Consider the following 19246-nt stretch of genomic DNA (forward strand, 5'->3'; position numbering starts at 1 on the left):
TAATATATATGGAGAAAAAAAGCGTGCTCTTATTTGTCCAAGTAATAGCACTTTCTTGCACTTTTATTATTTCCTGAAGGTATGGCCTTAAAAATAAATCAAATCTGCGAACTATGTACCGCGAAAAATTTCTGACATAGAATAGACTATATCTTTTTCACAGGAGTGGCTTCTATGTTCGATCCTAATCTGGTGCTGACACCAATGCACTATCTTTATCTTTTGGGCGTCATCGTAATTCTGGCCGTAATGATTTTAAGAAAAGATACTCTTCTTGTCTGCATTGCATTTCTTTTCTTTCTGGGGGTTGCTGGGTATGGGTCTGTGACCGGCGGCATCATGACTGTTTTCAATGCCATTGTATATGCTGCCAGGGAATTTATGGATATCATTGCCACCATTGCCCTGATCATAGCTCTTTCCAAATGCTTAAAGGAGCTGGGAAGCGATTATTTAATCATGACACCTATGTCAAAAATCATGAAATCCCCCTCCATTACCTGGTGGATTCTAGGGCTTACCATGCTGATGTTCTCTCTGTTTCTCTGGCCCTCCCCAGCGGTGGCTTTGGTCGGAGCCATTGCCTTTCCTTTTGCAGTAAAGGCAGGATTAGACCCTCTTTTTGCCGCCATGGCCATGAATCTTTTTGGTCACGGAATTGCCTTAAGCTCTGATATTATCATTCAGGGTGCACCTTCCATCTCCGCAGGAGCCGCCTCTATTGAGACCTCTGATATCCTGACTCAAGGCGGTCCTTTATTCCTGGTTATGGGTATTGTTACTGTCTGCTCCGCATATTTTCTAAATAGAAAGGAAATCTCGGCCTGCTGCCCGCAGCTCTACATTCAGGAAACACCTGAGCCGGAACTTAAGACCTGGGATTATACCTCTCTTTTTATGGCGATTTTAACTCCCCTCGCCTTTCTTGCCAATATTGTCTTTATGCTTGTTTATCATTTGAAAGGGACTGATGCCACCAGTATGATATCAGGTACCGCCATTCTGCTCACATGTATTGGTACTGTTCTGGGTTTTGGCATTCATTCACTGGAACGGATTACCTTTTATATTACAGACGGCTTCCTGTTTGCCATCCGCATCTTTGCTCCTGTCATCATTATTGGGGCATTTTTCTTTTTAGGCGGAAATGGGATTACTGCTATTATGGGAGATTCCTTTCAAAGAGGCATTATGAATGACTGGGCCTTATGGCTTGCACATAATACCCCTCTTAACAAATATATGGCAGCAATTCTAGAAATGGCGGCAGGCTGCCTGACCGGTTTAGACGGTTCCGGCTTTTCCGGATTGCCCCTGACCGGCTCTCTCGCCAACACCTTCGGGACTGCGGTAGGAGCCTCTGTTCCTATCCTGGCCTCTCTTGGACAGATCACTGCCATCTTCGTAGGCGGGGGAACCATTGTTCCATGGGGGCTTATCCCAGTTGCCGCCATCTGTAACGTAAGCCCTCTGGAGCTTGCCAGAAAGAATTTTCTTCCAGTCGTCATAGGCTTCCTGGCAACATTTCTGGTCGCCTGTGTTCTTTTATAACCCATTAAGCTCAAAGGAGGAATTGCTATGTGTGGAATTGCTGGTTTTTACAATCCGAACCGGAATTATGTGAAAGACAGAACTTATTATGAAAATGTATTGGAATCTATGTCAGCAGCCCAAAAGCATCGGGGTCCTGATGATTCAGGAATCTGGCTTTTTGAGCACGGTGGACTTTCCCATGCCCGCTTATCCATTATTGACCTGGCAAATGGGAGCCAGCCCATGAAAAAAACTGAGGCTGGGAAAACCTTTGTCATTGTATATAACGGCGAAATATACAATACAGAGGAACTTCGCAAGGATTTAATCAAACGAGGTCACTCCTTTGCCACCACCTGCGATACAGAGGTTATTCTTACTGGATATATGGAATTTGGACCTGATTTTGTGAAGCAGCTGAACGGAATTTTTGCATTTGCCATTCAAGATCCCTATCGCGACGGATTGTGTCTCTTTCGGGACCGCTCCGGGGTTAAGCCCTTGTTCTACACTATTCAGGATGAGGAGATCATCTTTTCCTCGGAATTAAAGGGGATTCTTGCTTATCCGGGTATAAAGCCTGTGTTAGACCGGGATGGACTGAACCAGGTATTTTCCATTGGCCCAGCCCGAACCCCTGGCTCTGGAATCCTAAAAGGAATGAAAGAGCTTCTTCCCGGACATTTTCTCTTTTGTTCCAGGGATGGCTTCCGTTTAAAAAGCTACTGGAAGCTAGAAAGCCACCCCCACGAGGACAGCTATGAGGAGACCATTGAAAAGACCTCATTTCTTGTACGGGATTCTATCCGCCGCCAGATGGTATCTGATGTCCCTATCTGTACTTTTTTATCCGGGGGACTTGATTCCAGTCTTGTTTCCGCTGTCTGTGCCCAGGAACTAAAAAAACAGGGCAAAAGGCTTTCTACGTTTTCCTTTGACTTTGTCAACAACGACAAGTTTTTTAAGGCCAATAACTTTCAGCCGTCACAGGACCGTCCTTATGTAGACCAGATGGTAAAATTTCTGGATTCTGACCATCATTACCTGGAATGCGACAACTTGACTCAGGCAGACCGGCTTTATGATTCCGTAAGAGCCCACGACCTGCCTGCCATGGGAGATATTGATTCTTCTCTGCTCCACTTCTGCTCCCTGGTAAAACCTTATAACAAAGTAACACTGACGGGAGAATGTGCCGACGAAATCTTTGGCGGTTATCCCTGGTTCCATAAAGAGGAATGCTTTAATGCCCACGCATTTCCCTGGACCATGGATTTAAAGCCACGAAAGGCCATGTTAAATCATGAGTTTCTCGATTACCTTAAAATGGAGGATTACGTGAGGGAAACATATGAAAAGTCTATTGCCGAGACACCGGTTCTTTCGGAAGACAATAAAACGGAAGCGAGAAGAAGGGAGATTTCCTACTTAAATCTTCGCTGGTTCATGCAGACTTTATTAAACCGTATGGACCGTACCAGCATGTACTCCGGCCTGGAAGCAAGAGTTCCATTTGCCGATCACCGTATCATCGAATACGTCTGGAACGTGCCATGGGATATGAAAACAAAAAATGGAGTTGTAAAGAATCTCCTTCGGGAGTCTGGAAAAGGTCTGCTTCCAGATGAAGTCCTGTTCCGAAGAAAATCGCCTTATCCAAAAACCTATGACACCAACTATGAGGCACTTTTAGTCGACCGGGTGAAAGAAATGGCATTGGGTTCTTCCCCAGTCATGCAGTTCCTTGACAGGGAACATCTGGAAAAATTCTTAACAAGTCCTTCCGATTACGGAAAACCATGGTATGGTCAGTTAATGGCAGGTCCTCAGATGCTTGCCTATCTCCTCCAGATCAATAACTGGCTGGAAACTTACCATATTTCAGTGGAATAAAAATGGAGGTGCTGGCTCAAAACACCCGGGTCAGCATCTCCATTATTTGCCATAAAAAATCAATTTTCTACAGGCTTTGTCATTTTTTCGTAAACATAGAAAGAAAACTGTAAGACCATTTATTCCCGTTTTATGTTAATATATGATAATAAAACATGAGACTGAAACTAAGGAGTTATTATGAAACATTACAGCATTGGCGAAGTTTCAGACCGTTTGGGCATAAGTAGGGATGCACTTCGATTTTACGAGAAAAAAGGAATTATAAAACCGAAAAAAGAAAAAAACGGATACCGGGCCTATACTTATGATGACATTCACAAGCTTTCCAGCATTTTATTTTACCGCAGACTTAACTTCAGCCTGGAAGACATTGACCGGATTCTGTCTCATAGTTCACTTCCCTCCTACAGTTCCATCATTCAGGAGAAAATAGCAAAAGAAAAGCAGGAAGTGGAAAAGCATAAGCAATCTCTGGTCCACCTGGCCCATTTAAAGCAGTTATCAAAAAATGTGGAATTGTGTCTGAACCGGTACGATATCCGTCCGCTGCGCAGACATTATATCATTCCGGATACTAGTTTTATACACGCAAAAGAGATTTCCGACCTGTGTTATCGTTTTCAGGAATATCGGATCATGAAGGATTGTGCAGAAAAAAGCAAAGAATATACGGTACTGGCAAGCCATACTGCGGCTGTCATGGATCTGCAGGAAGAGCTAGAGGACTTCTCCATGCTCCAGCATAACCGTTGTGTTTATACCATCATAGCCTCCAGTCAGCCTGTCCCTGATTCTCTTTCAATCACAAAAGCAGCTAACTGGGCAAGGGAGCAGGGATACCATTTAACCGGTGCCGCCTATAGCTGCCATCTTCCAGGTTACACATTTCAAAATAAGTCAGATGAAAAGACAGTGGAACCGATTTACTATATCGAATTATTTTTACCCTTACATACTTCATAAAAACAAACATAAAGGGAAGCCACGACCGGCTTCCCTTATCTTTCATTTAAAGGATAATTGTTTCTATAAAATTACACGCTTTTATGATCCCTGCTTTTACCATTTTTAAAATATTCTTTGAGCCCGTCGGCGTATTTTATTCGCTCTTCTGGCTTTGAATACACTCTGCCTGATGAATATAGATTATCATCCTTGTATCTTGGAAACACATGCAAGTGATAATGCCAGACTTCCTGATTTCCGTAAGGTTCATTATGTTGCCTTGATGATACCCCATCGCACTGATAGACTTCTTTCAGTGCAATAGCAACTTCCCTTTCCAATTTGTGTATCTTTGCTGAGATGTCATCAGGCAGATCATAAATATTTTCATAATGATCATTGGGTATGATAATTACATTTCCTTTGTTATTCTCAAAAAATCCCGCATTAATAAACGCTGTTATGTATTCATCCTGGTATACAATGTCCGACTGTTTTGTATGGATGAATTGGTTTTCTATTCCCTGAGCAACTTGGCAAAACGGGCAGATATAATTATCTGGTGCGTGATTATACATCTGGTTCCTCCTTCATATTATGAAATTCATCGGCAAACCTTAGTTTAACACAGATAGAGCCATTTTCATATATCCTGATATGATCCACCAATTGTATTAAAATATCTCTGGTCAATTCGTTGATATTTCCACTTTTCCTATATGCCTCCAAAACAGGATTCTCCAATTCATTGGACCTATCAAGTTCTTCCCTTTTGTCTTGCAGATGATCTAATATATGCTGTATGGCCTCTGACCTTCTTTCGTAATCTTCCTTCATCTGCTGATAATCCCTTTTCGTGATTTCACCATCCTTCCAGTCTTCATAAAGGCTCTGCTTATAATGTGTAATCCTATACAGCTCCTTTTCTTTGGTTTGTATCAGACCCTTTAACAAATCAGAACGGCTCTCCTTTTTGGGGGCTGCATCTATTTCCTGAATCACTTCGTGATAACAAACACCAGTGGAGATCAGCTGTCTGATCACCTCTAAGACCGCCGGCTCCAAATCTCTGTGTCTGATGGTGTGTTTGGTACAGGCGTTTTTTGACTGGTTCTTATAAGTGCTGCAATGATAATAAACATTATTTTTGACCTTGCTGCGTGTCATCGCCTTGCCGCAGTCTCCGCAGCGCAGAAAACCGCTGAATAAATAAAGGCTCTTCTGATTCGGTGCCGTCCTTGTATCTCTTTTTAGCAGCTCCTGAACCTGATTAAAATCCTCACGTTTAATAATTGGCTCATGAGTATTTGACACAATAAACCATTCCTCCTCCGGAACCGCTTCCTGCACATGAATTTTATAACTTTTCTTGCGGTAACGTCCCTGTACCATGTCCCCTGTATAAATCTGGTTCTTTAAAATCCCAGTGACGGTCATCACACTCCATAGACCTTTGCCCATATCCGCATTTGGATTTTGATATTTCAGTCCTTTCTGCCTTTTATAGGCAGATGGACATAAAATGCCATAATCATTAAGAAGGTGGACGATTGCATTTTTACTCTTTCCTTCCTGATACCAGGAGAAAATCCTTTTTACCTGCTCGGCGGCCACGGGATCTATGATGAGAGCATTTCTATTTTCCGGATCCTTTTCATAACCGTAAACGGCAAAGGATCCGATGTGCAGCCCTTTTTCCCTTTTTTTATCAAATGTCCTTCTTACGCTTTCTGAGGTTCCTCTTGCATGCTCTTCGTTTAGAACTCCCTGAACCGGAACCGCCAGGTTCTGCACATTCCTGGGGTCTTTATAGGTGTCAATGGGTTGTTGGTAAAGAGAAATAAACCGTACGTTATTTCTTGGAAACCAATCACCCAGATAATAGCTTTGATCTCCATTGTTCCGAAAGCTTCTGGCCAGGTTCTTAACTATGACACAATTGACCTTTCCCTTTTGTATATCATTTAACAGAAGCTGAAAATTTTCCCGTTCTTCATCCGTTGTCCCGCTTACACCGTCATCCACATACTCTCCTGCAAATATATATTGATCACCATCGTCTTGCTGTTCTAAAAAATCGGTCAAAATAAGCCTTTGATTGGTAATGCTCTCTGATTCATCTTTTCCACGCTTATCTTCACGGGATAGGCGAATGTAAAACCCCACAAGCCATACCTTCGTCTTTAAAGGCGTTTTATTTTGATTCTGCCTGTCCGCTGACTTTGCCATGAAGCTTGTTTCTCCCCTTTCTTTCCATGGTTAGATATATGCAATCCCTTGTTTGTCCTATGAGATAAGGAAAGTATGGATACTAAATCCGATTTTGAGCATTCTCAGAGAGGACCTATCTGTAACAGGAACTGCTTGATTATAAAGATGATTTCAGTTAAGCTTATAGAATGATACAACAGGAGGACTGCCATGGAATTTCATGAAAAACTGCAGCAGCTGAGAAAACAAAAACAGCTCACTCAGGAACAGCTTGCCAATGAGCTATATGTATCGCGTACAGCTGTCTCCAAATGGGAAAGTGGAAAAGGATATCCAAATATCGAATCCCTAAAATGCATATCCAGACTTTTTTCCGTCACCATTGACGATTTACTATCAGGGGAGGAATTGATTGTACTTGCGGAAGCAGAAAACCGCACTAATATAAATAGTATCACTCATTTAATCTACGGCCTGCTGGATGTATTTACTATTTTATTTATATTTCTTCCCTTATACGGCCAGCCTGATGGTGATCACATTAGATCAGTGACACTATTTTCCTATTATGAATCAGAGTCCATACGCCTCGTATATTTTATTTTACTGATTTTAATATGCGTCTGGGGAGTCGCCCAACTGATACTCCGATCACTACAACTAGAAAAAGCATTAAAAATATTCCGTTTAGGATCCTTTCTATTACATTCCATTGCCATTCTGATCTTTATCATGACCCGTCAGCCTTATATTACTGCATTTTCTTTTCTGCTTCTTATTATTAAGACGATACTGCTGGTGAAACAGGCAAAATGGCAGAATACGTGATAAAAGTGGCATTTTACGGCCTTTGACACGTTTCGTGTCAACGTATTTTATGATAGTGACGTCTGGTTTCTTGCATATTTTCTGCCTGGGAAATAAAATAAAACAACGTACCCGGCATAAAATTTTGCCAAGGGATAACTATATTATCAGCAATAAAAAGGAGGATTTTTATTCATGAATCTAAATGTAATTGAAATTTTCAAGGTGATTTTTCTTGGAATTGTGGAAGGCATAACGGAATGGCTGCCGATCAGCAGTACCGGCCATATGTTGATTGTAGATGAGTTTCTTCAATTGAATGCAAGTGCTGCTTTTAAAGAGATGTTTTTTGTTGTCATTCAGCTTGGCGCCATTTTAGCTGTAGTGGGTATTTTCTGGGATAAGATGTTTCCCTTTCAATTTAAAAACAAAAATATGCCGGTAATTCGGGGTGATGTTTTCTCTCTGTGGTTTAAAACCGCCTTTGCCTGCATTCCTGGAGCAGCAGTCACTATCTTATTTGATGACTTTATTGAAGCCCATCTTCATACTCCATTTGTGATTGCAGCGGCACTGATTTTCTATGGAATCGCATTTATACTGGTGGAAAACTGGAACAAACATAGAACACCTAAGATTAATGAGCTTACGAATATCACTTATCAGACTGCTTTTCTCATTGGCTTGTTCCAGGTTCTTTCTATTATCCCTGGAACCTCCCGCTCCGGGTCCACCATCATCGGCGCTCTTATCATAGGCGTCTCCCGTGTGGCTGCGGCAGAATTTACATTCTTTCTCGCTGTCCCTGTCATGTTTGGCTTAAGTGCACTGAAAATCCTTAAGTTCGGCCTGGAATTTTCCGGTTCTGAATTAATTATCTTAGTGGTTGGAATGGTAACAGCCTTTGTGGTTTCAATCTTTGTCATCAAGTTCTTAATGAGCTTTATTAAAAAGCATGATTTTAAATTGTTTGGCTGGTACCGTATTTACTTTGGACTGTTTGTCATACTGATTACCCTGCTATTTTAACGAAATAAGCATATAAAAACCGCCTTATCCTTTCTATGACTGCCAGACAGCCACTGAGATAAGACGGTTTTTGTCATTTATTTATCTTTTTTCCATTCTTCATGCTCTATTTTCTTTTCACAAGCAGGCACAAATGCCGAACTGTAAAGATAAGGAACCAGGACGGTGGATACATTTCTATGTCTCCTCAGTCTCTGCATGATAAAATATGTGGTCTGGTTGTGCAGGATGTTGGCAAACCAGCTTTCTTCCATAAAACGAGACATGACAATGGTAATCATATCGCCAGGCTCTAAGTTCTGTTCCCGTTTGCTGATATAGTCCTCAACCGGCTCTATAAGCTCCCGGTAAGGAGAGTTTACAACTTCAAGGGGCACATCTATGCCCGTCTCCACCCATTTCTTTCTCAGCAGTTCACTTTGCTTTTCATCGGTAGAGATATGAAGGGCAACAACGTTGGAGGTTATTAAATTAGCATAGTTAAGAGCTTTTAATACAGAACGGTTGATTCCACCCACTAACACGATACAAAGATTCGTATCCTTACTAACGCTTTTATGATAATGGGCCATGAAGTTATTGACCTTTAGCTGGCGTCCTACGAATTGATAATGCTTCTCGATCCGGTACATAATGTATACGATTACCGGAATGACAATTGCTAAAAGCCAGGAACCCTGATGAAACCTTGTAACAAATACAATGACAGTTCCGGTTCCGGTCATCAAAGCACCAAGACCGTTAATCAGCATCTTATACCAGTATCCTTTTCCTTTTACACGAATCCACCTTAGCACCATTCCTGTTTGGGAAAGAGTGAAGGATAAAAATACTCCGATGGCATAAAGAGGTATCAGATAATGAGTCTCTGCGTTAAAAATAATGAGCAGAAAGGCTGCCAGGAAAAAAATAAATAAAATACCGTTTGAAAAGCTGAGCCTGGTTCCCCGATGCATAAACTGTCGAGGCACATAACCATCGTCAGCAAGGATAGCAAGCAGAGTAGGTAAGCCGTTATAAGCAGTATTAGCTGCCAGCAAAAGGATCAAAGAGGTAGCAAACTGAAGGATATAAAACATGATACCATGTCCAAAAACTGCTGACCCAAGCTGAGAGATAACAGTCTTTCCTTCTAACGGAATGATATGCAGTGACGTTACAAGGATTACGGATCCTCCGAAAATGACGATAATAATTCCTACCAGAATAAATAGTACATTCTTGGCATTTTTCTGGGAAGGCTCCCGGAAGCTTGGAACTGCATTGCTGACTACTTCTACACCGGTCAATGCCGAGCATCCGGAAGAAAAGGCCCTGAGCAAAAGAAAGAGAGAAACTGTGCCCACGCCGTCCGTTACGGACTTCATAGATTCCGGGTATTGAACCGGAGATAAGTTACCGGTAAAAAGCTTTACAAAGCCGGTAACAATGAGAGCCAGCATGATTAGTATAAATGCATACGTCGGAATACCAAAAAGCTTTGACGCCTCTCTCATTCCCCTTAAATTTAAAAGTGTGATAATGCACAAGAATAACAGTGCAAACAACAGTCTGTAATTTATGAAGGCAGGAAATGCCGATACAAGCGCCGCTGTGGCGGCAGAAAGGCTGACGGCAACCGTCATGACATAACCAATCATAAGGGCGGAAGCTGCAACCAGGGAGGCCGTTTTTCCTATGTTTTCAGCAGAAACGACATAGGCACCCCCACCATTTGGATAGCAGGCAATAATCTGCGAATATGAAAAAGCAAGCACCAGGAAAAGCAGAATAATTGGCGAAGTAACCAGGCCTAAGTAATCCACTGCAGCCAGTCCTATAATCGGAACCAGCACCAGCAGCATCTCCTCAATGGCATATGCTACCGAAGATACTGCATCACTTGCCATAATGGGAACACCCCAAAACGGTCCCAGCTTCTCTCCTTCCAGATCATTGCTTTTTAAAGCATTCCCCAGTAATATATTTTTTAATTTTTTCTTTGAATCCATGATAATTCCTCTCTGGCATTTTACTACATATTTTAATTATAGCCACTTTCCTATAATTAAATATTCCGATGAATCATCATAGGCTTAATTTTCGTTATTGTCAAGTGTAATTTATAACAGAATGGTATTAATAAAACGTTAAAAATAAATGTAGACCTTTCTTACCTTTTTATTTCTTATGTTATTTCTTATATGATTCCTAATGCTGTATCCAATCCCAAAACATCTCATTTGACTGAATAGATGATAACATACCTTCTAGCATACCATATTCATTTGTTTTATATCTTAAGGCTTAGTCTGTCTTTGGTAGGGGAGGTAAATACAATAAAATAAAACTTAAGTCTCACTAATTAATATATTTTTATTATTTCCCTATTTTCTTAAAAGAATATTCTCTGGAAAATACCTTTTTAATTTAATTCAGATTAAAATATTGCTACTATCTTTTCTTAGTTATCCACTCCTTTATCCCTCATCGCGAAACCGTATTGTTTTTCAGCATATTTTATTATATAGACCTAAGGTATTAGTTCTTAAATACATCTAGTAAAAATAAGGAAAAGGAGATATTTGAGGATATGAGTAATATTGCACTTCAAATAGAACGTACCTCAGATGGTACTGTTGATAATAATAGCAATGTCCTTTTTGATTCCACGGTATATTCCTCTGGTAACATTAGCTATAATCCATTAACCGGTACCATAACGATTAATGAAACAGGCAGATTCTATATTGACTGGTGGGTCGCCACTCAGTCTTCCCCCAACACCTTTGGTGTAATTTTTGCTATTGTCACTTCACAGGGCGATTTCCTGATAGGTAATTCACCGATAAAGACAACTGAAGTGGTGGGGATCGGAGTTATAGATGTTCCTGAAGCTCCAATAACTTTATCATTGGTTAACGTAAGCTCTGCTATGTTTTATTATAGTCCCAATTTACCGGTAAAAGCCACACTTGTTATCATTCAGGAGAATTCTGGTAATGAAGGGCCGACTGGTGATACTGGGCCGACGGGAAGCACTGGGCCGACTGGCAGCACCGGGCCGACTGGTGATACCGGACCGACTGGTAGCATAGGACCCACTGGCTATACTGGACCGACCGGCGACACTGGACCGACTGGCGGCACTGGACCTACCGGAGACATTGGACCTACCGGCGATACCGGACCTACTGGTGCTATAGGACCTACCGGCGATACTGGGCCCACTGGCGATGCTGGACCTACCGGCGATACTGGACCTACCGGCAATACTGGACCCACTGGCGATACTGGACCCATCGGCGACACTGGACCTACCGGCGATACCGGACCCACTGGCGATACTGGGCCGACTGGCGATACCGGGCCGACTGGTGATACTGGACCCATCGGCGACACTGGACCCACTGGCTATACTGGACCTTCCGGGGATACTGGGCCTACTGGCTATACTGGACCCACTGGCGACACTGGACCCACTGGCTATACCGGACCTTCCGGTGGCACTGGACCTACCGGTGACATTGGACCTACCGGAAATACTGGGCCTACTGGCTATACTGGACCTTCCGGTGGCACTGGACCTACCGGGCCTACCGGGCCTACTGGGCCTACTGGACCTACCGGGCCTACTGGTGACACCGGACCTACTGGGCCCACTGGCTACACTGGACCTACCGGATCTACTGGCTATACTGGTCCTACCGGGCCTACTGGCTATACTGGACCCACTGGCTACACTGGGCCTACCGGACCCACCAGCGATACCGGACCTACTGGTGACACTGGTGACACCGGACCTACTGGGCCCACTGGCTACACTGGACCTACCGGGGATACTGGGCCTACCGGCGATACTGGACCCACCGGGCCCACTGGCTATACTGGACCTACCGGTCCCACCGGTGATACTGGCCCCACCGGGCCTACTGGCGACACTGGAACTACTGGGCCTACTGGCTACACTGGACCTACCGGACCCACCAGTGATACTGGCCCTACCGGCGATACCGGTTCCACTGGGCCCACTGGCTATACTGGACCTACCGGGCCCACCAGTGATACTGGCCCCACCGGGCCTACTGGCGACACCGGAACTACTGGGCCTACTGGCTACACTGGACCTACCGGGCCCACCAGCGATACCGGACCTACTGGTGACACCGGACCTACTGGGCCCACTGGCTACACTGGACCTACCGGGCCTACCAGCGATACTGGGCCCACAGGACCTACTGGGCCCACTGGCGACACTGGACCTACCGGACCTACCAGCGATACTGGGCCTACCGGCGATACTGGACCCACTGGGCCTACTGGCTACACTGGACCTACCGGGCCTACCAGCGATACTGGGCCCACAGGACCTACTGGGCCCACTGGCGACACTGGACCTACCGGACCTACCAGTGATACCGGACCTACTGGTGACACCGGACCTACTGGCTATACTGGGCCCACCGGACCTACCGGGCCCACCAGTGATACTGGCCCCACCGGGCCTACTGGCGATACTGGACCTACTGGACCCACTGGCTACACTGGACCTACCGGGCCTACCAGTGATACTGGGCCCACCGGACCTACTGGCTATACTGGACCTACCGGGCCTACCAGTGATACCGGACCTACTGGTGACACTGGTGACACCGGACCTACTGGCTATACTGGGCCCACCGGGCCTACTGGCGATACTGGACCTACTGGCTATACTGGGCCTACCGGACCTACCGGCGATACTGGACCCACTGGTCCCACCGGCTACACTGGACCTACTGGCTATACTGGGCCTACCGGCGATACCGGACCTACTGGTGACATTGGTGACACCGGACCTACTGGCTATACTGGGCCTACTGGCTATACTGGACCTACTGGGCCCACTGGCTACACTGGGCCTACCGGGCCCACCAGCGATACCGGACCTACTGGTGACACCGGACCTACTGGGCCCACTGGCTACACTGGACCTACCGGGCCCACCAGCGATACCGGACCTACTGGTGACACCGGAACTACTGGGCCCACTGGCTACACTGGACCTACCGGGCCTACCGGTGATACTGGCCCCACCGGACCCACTGGCGACACCGGACCTACCGGTCCTACTGGACCTACTGGTGACACCGGGCCTACCGGCGCTACCGGACCCACCGGACCTACTGGCGACACCGGACCTACCGGCACTACCGGACCTACCGGTCCTACTGGACCTACTGGCGATACCGGACCTACCGGCACTACCGGACCTACTGGCGACACCGGACCTACCGGCGCTACTGGACCTACTGGCGATACCGGACCTACCGGCACTACTGGACCTACTGGCGACACCGGTCCTACTGGACCTACTGGCGACACCGGACCTACCGGCGCTACTGGACCCACCGGGCCTACTGGACCTACTGGCGACACCGGACCTACAGGCGCTACTGGACCGACTGGCGACACCGGACCTACAGGTGACACCGGGCCTACCGGCGCTACCGGACCTACCGGTCCTACTGGACCTACTGGCGCTACCGGACCTACCGGCACTACCGGACCTACTGGCGACACCGGTCCTACTGGACCTACTGGCGACACCGGTCCTACCGGCGCTACTGGACCTACTGGCGACACCGGACCTACTGGTGACACCGGACCTACCGGCGCTACTGGACCTACTGGCGATACCGGACCTACCGGCACTACTGGACCTACTGGCGACACCGGTCCTACTGGACCTACTGGCGACACCGGTCCTACCGGCGCTACTGGACCTACTGGCGACACCGGACCTACTGGTGACACCGGGCCTACCGGCGCTACCGGACCCACCGGACCTACTGGCGATACCGGGCCTACCGGCGCTACCGGAGCTACTGGCGATACCGGACCTACTGGCGACACCGGACCAGTCGCACCTGCATCTGCAGTCATTCCATTTTCAATTGTAAACAATGATGCTCAGTTAGTTACTACTGGTACCAATGGTGATCCTGAACAAATTCAGTTCGCGGGATTTAGCCGTAATTCTGAATATCCTGTCACTATTGACCCAGGGAACTGGACTTCCGGAACAATTAATTTTACTTTAGCGGAAGGGGGAAGTTTCAACTATGCAGCCTCCTTTGTTATGCCGCGGGACGTAATTGTAAGGAATATTTATGTAATATTTGGCACTGAGCAAGACAACTCGCTTGCAGAAGGAATTACTATGATCCCCTTCGCATGCCTTGCTGTGGCAAATCCAGACAATATTAATAATCAGATTTCATTCACTATAATACAAGATACGATTACTGACGCAGAACCATATGTTGGTCCAGCTTCCGGTACTCTTCCAAAATTTGCCATGAGAAGTGGATCCTTAACTAACTTAAATGTCCCCATCTCTGCAGGCACACTGGTTGCTATTGCCGTAGGCTGGAGAGGAGATGTGACTACCGGGGCACAATCTGGTGCTTTTTCAACCTTTGGAGGCATCTATATAGAATAAAAAATTACCGCCGGTTTTTCTACCGGCGGTAATCCTTTATTTAAAATATTTAACTCCGGATTCAAAGATCTTTAGATCCTGCTCTCCATAGATATTCATTGCCACAGCCTCTCCTCTTCTCTCGGAATGTGCCATCTTTCCAAGAATACGGCCATCTGGGCTTGTAATTCCCTCAATTGCCATAAATGAACCATTGGGGTTCCAACTCTCGTCCATAGTAGGACAACCAGTTTCATCCACGTACTGAGTCGCCACCTGTCCATTTTTAAACAGCTTTAAAAGCCATTCATCTGTTGCTACAAAACGACCTTCCCCATGGGAAGCCGGATTGCAGTATACCCCTCCCAATTCTGCTCCTGAAAGCCATGGAGACTTATTGCTTACGACCTTTGTATATACCATTTTAGAAATGTGGCGTCCAATGGTGTTCGTAGTCAGAGTCGGTGAATCCTCCCTTTGCTCTACAATCGTTCCTTCTGGTACCAGACCAAGCTTTATGAGTGCCTGGAATCCATTGCAGACTCCTAACATCAAACCGTCTCTTTCATTGAGAAGCTTGTTGATTTCCTCTTTGATCAGCTCATTGCGGAATACAGCTGCGAAAAATTTAGCGGAACCATCTGGTTCGTCACCTGCGGAAAAACCGCCTGGGAACATAACAATCTGGGAGTTTTTAATTTCATTTCGATAAAGCTCCACCGATTCCCTGATATCCTCAGCACTTAAGTTTTTAAAAACTCTTGTTGTCACATTAGCACCGGCACTTACAAATGCTTTTGTACTGTCGTATTCACAATTCGTGCCAGGGAAAACAGGAATGAACACATTGGGCTTTGCCACCTTATTTTTACATACGTAAATATTGTCACCTTTAAAAAGCGTCTCCTGGACTGGAGTCTTTTTTGCTCCTGAATCAGTAGGGAATACTTCCTCTAACGTTTCTGTCCATGATTTTAAAGCTTCACTCATAGTAATAGTTACATCTCCATAAGCAAATGCTTCCTGTTCTGTAACTTCGCCCAACAGAGTATGGGAAAATCCAAGTTCAGATATTCTATCTTCCGGTACTTCACAGACGATATTTCCCCAGCCGGCTGCAAAGAAATCCTCAGGATCAATTGTTTCTTCTATGGTTACTCCAAGTCTGTTACCAAAGGCCATCTTGCTGACCGCTTCACAAATTCCGTGGCCTTCCACTGCATAAGCCGATACAACCCGTCCAGCTAAAATGTCTGCAAAGAGCGCCTCGTATCCTTCCATGATCTGACTGTAATCTGGTAAGTCGTAGGAATCTTTCTTAATGGTAAATAATACGAGTTTATTTCCTGCCTTTTTAAGCTCTGGTGTGATGATATGCTTCTGGCTAGCAATATCCACAGCAAAGGAAACCAGAGTGGGAGGAACATCAATATCCTGGAAAGTACCAGACATACTGTCCTTTCCCCCAATGGAAGGAAGAGAGAATCCCATCTGTGCATGGTAAGCACCGAGAAGGGCTGCAAATGGCTGGCTCCAGCGAGTGCCTTCCTCTGACATTCTTCTGAAATATTCCTGGAAGGTAAATCGGATCTTTTTATAATCTCCGCCTGCTGCCACGATCTTGGCAACAGAGGTTAACACTGCATAAATTGCACCGTGATAAGGACTCCAGCTTGATAAATAAGGATCAAATCCATAGCTCATCATGGTAACGGTATCTGTAGTGCCCTGAAGCAGAGGAAGCTTTGCTACCATACATTGTGTTTCCGTCATCTGATATTTGCCGCCAAAGGGCATAAATACACTTCCAGCACCAATGGAACCGTCAAACATTTCCACCAGACCTTTTTGAGAGCATACATTTAAATCAGAAAGCACTTGAAGCCAGGAATTCTTTACATCAGCTATCTCTTTCTTTTCAAATACATTACCAGCTTTATCCGGTACTTCCAAAACTACAGATGCTTCCTGGTGGGCACCGTTCGTATCCAGGAATGCCCGGCAGATATCAACGATTGTCTTACCTCTCCAGCTCATGACCAGACGTTTTTCTTCCGTTACTTCAGCAACGACGACTGCTTCTAAATTTTCTTCCGCTGCAAAGGAAAGGAACTTATCCCGGTCCTTGGGATCAATGACAACAGCCATACGCTCCTGAGATTCGGATATGGCTATTTCAGTTCCGTCAAGTCCTGCGTATTTCTTCGGTACCATATCAAGATCAATTCTTAATCCATCGGCCAGTTCTCCAATGGCAACGGATACTCCGCCTGCACCAAAGTCATTGCACTTCTTTATAAGCTTGCTGACCTCTTCTCTGCGGAAAAGGCGCTGAATCTTTCTCTCGGTAGGCGCATTTCCCTTCTGCACCTCAGCCCCGCAGGTTTCAATTGAAGCTTCGGTATGAACCTTAGAGGAACCAGTGGCTCCACCGCAGCCATCACGACCGGTACGGCCGCCAAGCAGAATAATAATATCTCCTGGATCTGAAGTCTCACGGATCACATTGGCTCTTTTGGCAGCCCCCATAACGGCGCCGATTTCCATTCTCTTAGCCACATAATCCGGATGGTAGATTTCTTTTACATACCCGGTGGCAAGACCAATCTGATTACCATAGGAGCTATAGCCCTTAGCTGCCCCGGTTACTATTTTTCTCTGGGGAAGCTTTCCTTTTAAGGTTTCATGAAGAGGCTTTGTAGGATCGGCCGCTCCAGTCACGCGCATGGCCTGATAAACATAGGTACGTCCGGAAAGAGGATCGCGGATGGCTCCGCCAAGACAAGTGGCCGCACCACCAAAGGGTTCAATTTCCGTCGGGTGGTTATGGGTTTCATTTTTAAAGTTTACAAGCCATTCCTCTTCCACTCCGTCAACGAGAACTGGAACCACGATGCTGCAGGCGTTGATCTCTTCCGATACCTCAAGATCCTCAAGTTTACCTTCCTTACGGAGCTTTCTCATTGCCATGAGAGCGAGATCCATCAGACATACGTATTTGTCATTTTTTCCTTTTAATACCTCTTCCCGGTCTGCCAGATACTGATGATACGTATCCTCGATCGGTTTTCTGTAATCCCCGTCTGTAAAGGATACGTCTTTTAACTCTGTCTGGAAGGTGGTATGACGGCAGTGATCAGACCAATACGTATCCAATACACGGATTTCTGTCATAGTCGGATCTCTGTGCTCATCTTCTTTATAATAAATCTGAATATGGAGGAAATCCTGAAATGTCATGGCAAGGTTCAGGCCTTCGTACAACTCCTCTAATTCATTCTTTGTTAATTCCTTAAATCCTTCAAATACCAAAACATCCTCTGGTGTCTCAAATACAGTAACCAAAGTCTCTGGTCTTGTCTCATCTGCTTCTCTGGAATCTACTGGGTTGATGCAGAAGGATTTTATTTCTGTAATCTGTTCCTGGGTAAAGGACCCGGAAATTACATAAGTAACTGCGGACTTAATCACAGGCTCTTCGTCTTCCTTTAATAGCTTAATACACTGCTCTGCAGAGTCTGCTCTTTGATCGAACTGGCCGGGCAAATACTCTACGGAAAAGATCAGATCGCCTTCCTCAGCCGGAAATTCCTCCAAATAGTACTCGTCCACAGGAGGCTCGGAAAAAATGGTAGTAAGAGCCAATCCATAGATTTCATCAGACAGATTCTCCATATCATAACGGATCAAAACCCGCACTCCCTCCACACTGGAAATGCCAAGATAGCTTTTGATCTCTTCATTCAATTCATTGGCTTTCACAGCATAGGCTGGTTTTTTCTCCACGTATACTCTTCTTACACTCATAATTTCCTCCTTGTAAAAATCCATATGGTCCATTGATACCATCATCATACCACACTACATATCAATTAGTGAAATTAATATATCTTATGTTATTAATCAGTACAATTAATATAAAATAATCTTCTTTTTTAATTTGTATTATTCCCGGGATTGCATTCGACATTTTTCCATATTTTTTTCAAAAATACTTGAAAGTTTAATTAAAGTACAATATAGTAGTAAAGGATTTTTTTACTAAAGGAGCGCAACATAATATGGATCTTGATCAACAACTAAAAAACTTATCCCAGAAATATTTATTCGAAGACAGCCAGTTTAAAACAGATGAGCAAATACCAAACCTGGAGGTGTGCCTGACTCTGCAGGAAACTCATATTGACCGATTCATTGAGAAAGCTGGACAGCTTAACTCTATTATTGAATCCTGTGCCAATATGGTCAGTATCTTTGACACAGACGTATCAAAGGATTATCTGATGCAGACCTCTATACGCTGCGGCAAGAGCAACCATCTCTACATCCGCACCGCACCCTCCATGCTGAATATTCTGGTGGAAACACTGTTTGATTAAGGAT

At 45.0% G+C, this 19246-nt stretch carries 11 protein-coding genes and 1 pseudogene; 8 read left to right on the top strand and 4 right to left on the bottom strand.

Features of this window, described 5'->3' with window-relative positions; genetic code table 11:
* Positions 1-174 precede the first annotated feature (174 nt).
* From OW255_RS13985 to OW255_RS13995, 3 genes are all read left to right on the top strand, one after another.
* Entirely contained in the window at positions 175-1551 is a 1377-nt protein-coding gene (locus OW255_RS13985; protein ID WP_268114409.1) for a citrate transporter, read from the top strand.
* A gap of 27 nt (positions 1552-1578) precedes the next feature.
* Positions 1579-3426 (top strand): asparagine synthase (glutamine-hydrolyzing), encoded by a 1848-nt coding sequence (gene asnB / locus OW255_RS13990; RefSeq protein WP_268114410.1) that lies wholly within the window; start codon positions 1579-1581, stop codon positions 3424-3426.
* Positions 3427-3606: 180 nt separating this feature from the next.
* The gene (locus OW255_RS13995) at positions 3607-4392 is read left to right on the top strand and encodes a MerR family transcriptional regulator (protein ID WP_268114411.1); all 786 of its coding nucleotides are present in this window, start codon (positions 3607-3609) and stop codon (positions 4390-4392) included.
* 71 nt (positions 4393-4463) lie between these two features.
* Here OW255_RS13995 and OW255_RS14000 read toward each other — a convergent pair whose 3' ends face one another.
* Together OW255_RS14000 and OW255_RS14005 are read right to left on the bottom strand one after the other, a co-directional pair.
* Positions 4464-4952 carry an HIT family protein gene (locus tag OW255_RS14000; protein ID WP_268114412.1) on the bottom strand — a complete coding sequence of 163 codons (489 nt, stop codon included), beginning with the start codon at positions 4950-4952 and terminating at the stop codon, positions 4464-4466.
* Complete coding sequence (locus tag OW255_RS14005) at positions 4945-6603, bottom strand: recombinase family protein (RefSeq protein WP_268114413.1); 1659 nt, start codon at positions 6601-6603, stop codon at positions 4945-4947. The genes OW255_RS14000 and OW255_RS14005 overlap by 8 nt, the downstream gene beginning before the upstream one ends.
* A 192-nt stretch (positions 6604-6795) precedes the next feature.
* Between OW255_RS14005 and OW255_RS14010 the strand changes: the two genes are divergently transcribed.
* Complete coding sequence (locus tag OW255_RS14010) at positions 6796-7413, top strand: helix-turn-helix domain-containing protein (protein WP_268114414.1); 618 nt, start codon at positions 6796-6798, stop codon at positions 7411-7413.
* A gap of 174 nt (positions 7414-7587) precedes the next feature.
* On the top strand, positions 7588-8421 hold the full coding sequence (locus OW255_RS14015) for an undecaprenyl-diphosphate phosphatase (RefSeq protein ID WP_268114415.1): 834 nt from the start codon (positions 7588-7590) through the stop codon (positions 8419-8421).
* A 77-nt stretch (positions 8422-8498) separates the two neighbouring features.
* On the opposite strand, the gene OW255_RS14020 is transcribed toward OW255_RS14015, so the two are convergent.
* A complete protein-coding gene (locus OW255_RS14020) occupies positions 8499-10412 on the bottom strand; it encodes an APC family permease (RefSeq protein WP_268114416.1) in 1914 nt (637 codons plus the stop codon).
* 2810 nt (positions 10413-13222) lie between these two features.
* Here OW255_RS14020 and OW255_RS21095 point away from each other — a divergent pair.
* Together OW255_RS21095 and OW255_RS14030 are read left to right on the top strand one after the other, a co-directional pair.
* Positions 13223-14074: pseudogene (locus OW255_RS21095) on the top strand (hypothetical protein); the annotation flags it as partial.
* A 528-nt stretch (positions 14075-14602) separates the two neighbouring features.
* Positions 14603-14884 (top strand): hypothetical protein, encoded by a 282-nt coding sequence (locus OW255_RS14030; RefSeq protein WP_268114418.1) that lies wholly within the window; start codon positions 14603-14605, stop codon positions 14882-14884.
* A 36-nt stretch (positions 14885-14920) separates the two neighbouring features.
* Here the strand turns inward: OW255_RS14030 and OW255_RS14035 are convergent, their stop codons facing one another.
* Positions 14921-18670, bottom strand: coding sequence for a phosphoribosylformylglycinamidine synthase (locus OW255_RS14035; RefSeq protein WP_268114419.1), 3750 nt, complete (start codon positions 18668-18670; stop codon positions 14921-14923).
* Positions 18671-18924: 254 nt separating this feature from the next.
* Here OW255_RS14035 and OW255_RS14040 point away from each other — a divergent pair, with 254 nt between their 5' ends.
* Complete coding sequence (locus OW255_RS14040; RefSeq protein WP_268114420.1) at positions 18925-19242, top strand: hypothetical protein; 318 nt, start codon at positions 18925-18927, stop codon at positions 19240-19242.
* Positions 19243-19246: the final 4 nt, after the last annotated feature.

Source organism: Lacrimispora xylanolytica (assembly GCF_026723765.1).
Lineage (GTDB): Bacteria > Bacillota > Clostridia > Lachnospirales > Lachnospiraceae > Lacrimispora > Lacrimispora xylanolytica.

What these genes read in the sequence shown, in the direction of transcription:
- OW255_RS14035 (WP_268114419.1), bottom strand. Translation starts at nt 18,670, where the DNA reads ATGAGTGTAAGAAGAGTATACGTGGAGAAAAAACCAGCCTATGCTGTG.
- OW255_RS14015 (WP_268114415.1), top strand. Translation starts at nt 7,588, where the DNA reads ATGAATCTAAATGTAATTGAAATTTTCAAGGTGATTTTTCTTGGAATT.
- OW255_RS14005 (WP_268114413.1), bottom strand. Translation starts at nt 6,603, where the DNA reads ATGGCAAAGTCAGCGGACAGGCAGAATCAAAATAAAACGCCTTTAAAG.
- asnB (WP_268114410.1), top strand. Translation starts at nt 1,579, where the DNA reads ATGTGTGGAATTGCTGGTTTTTACAATCCGAACCGGAATTATGTGAAA.
- OW255_RS14000 (WP_268114412.1), bottom strand. Translation starts at nt 4,952, where the DNA reads ATGTATAATCACGCACCAGATAATTATATCTGCCCGTTTTGCCAAGTT.
- OW255_RS13995 (WP_268114411.1), top strand. Translation starts at nt 3,607, where the DNA reads ATGAAACATTACAGCATTGGCGAAGTTTCAGACCGTTTGGGCATAAGT.
- OW255_RS14040 (WP_268114420.1), top strand. Translation starts at nt 18,925, where the DNA reads ATGGATCTTGATCAACAACTAAAAAACTTATCCCAGAAATATTTATTC.
- OW255_RS14010 (WP_268114414.1), top strand. Translation starts at nt 6,796, where the DNA reads ATGGAATTTCATGAAAAACTGCAGCAGCTGAGAAAACAAAAACAGCTC.
- OW255_RS14020 (WP_268114416.1), bottom strand. Translation starts at nt 10,412, where the DNA reads ATGGATTCAAAGAAAAAATTAAAAAATATATTACTGGGGAATGCTTTA.
- OW255_RS14030 (WP_268114418.1), top strand. Translation starts at nt 14,603, where the DNA reads ATGATCCCCTTCGCATGCCTTGCTGTGGCAAATCCAGACAATATTAAT.
- OW255_RS13985 (WP_268114409.1), top strand. Translation starts at nt 175, where the DNA reads ATGTTCGATCCTAATCTGGTGCTGACACCAATGCACTATCTTTATCTT.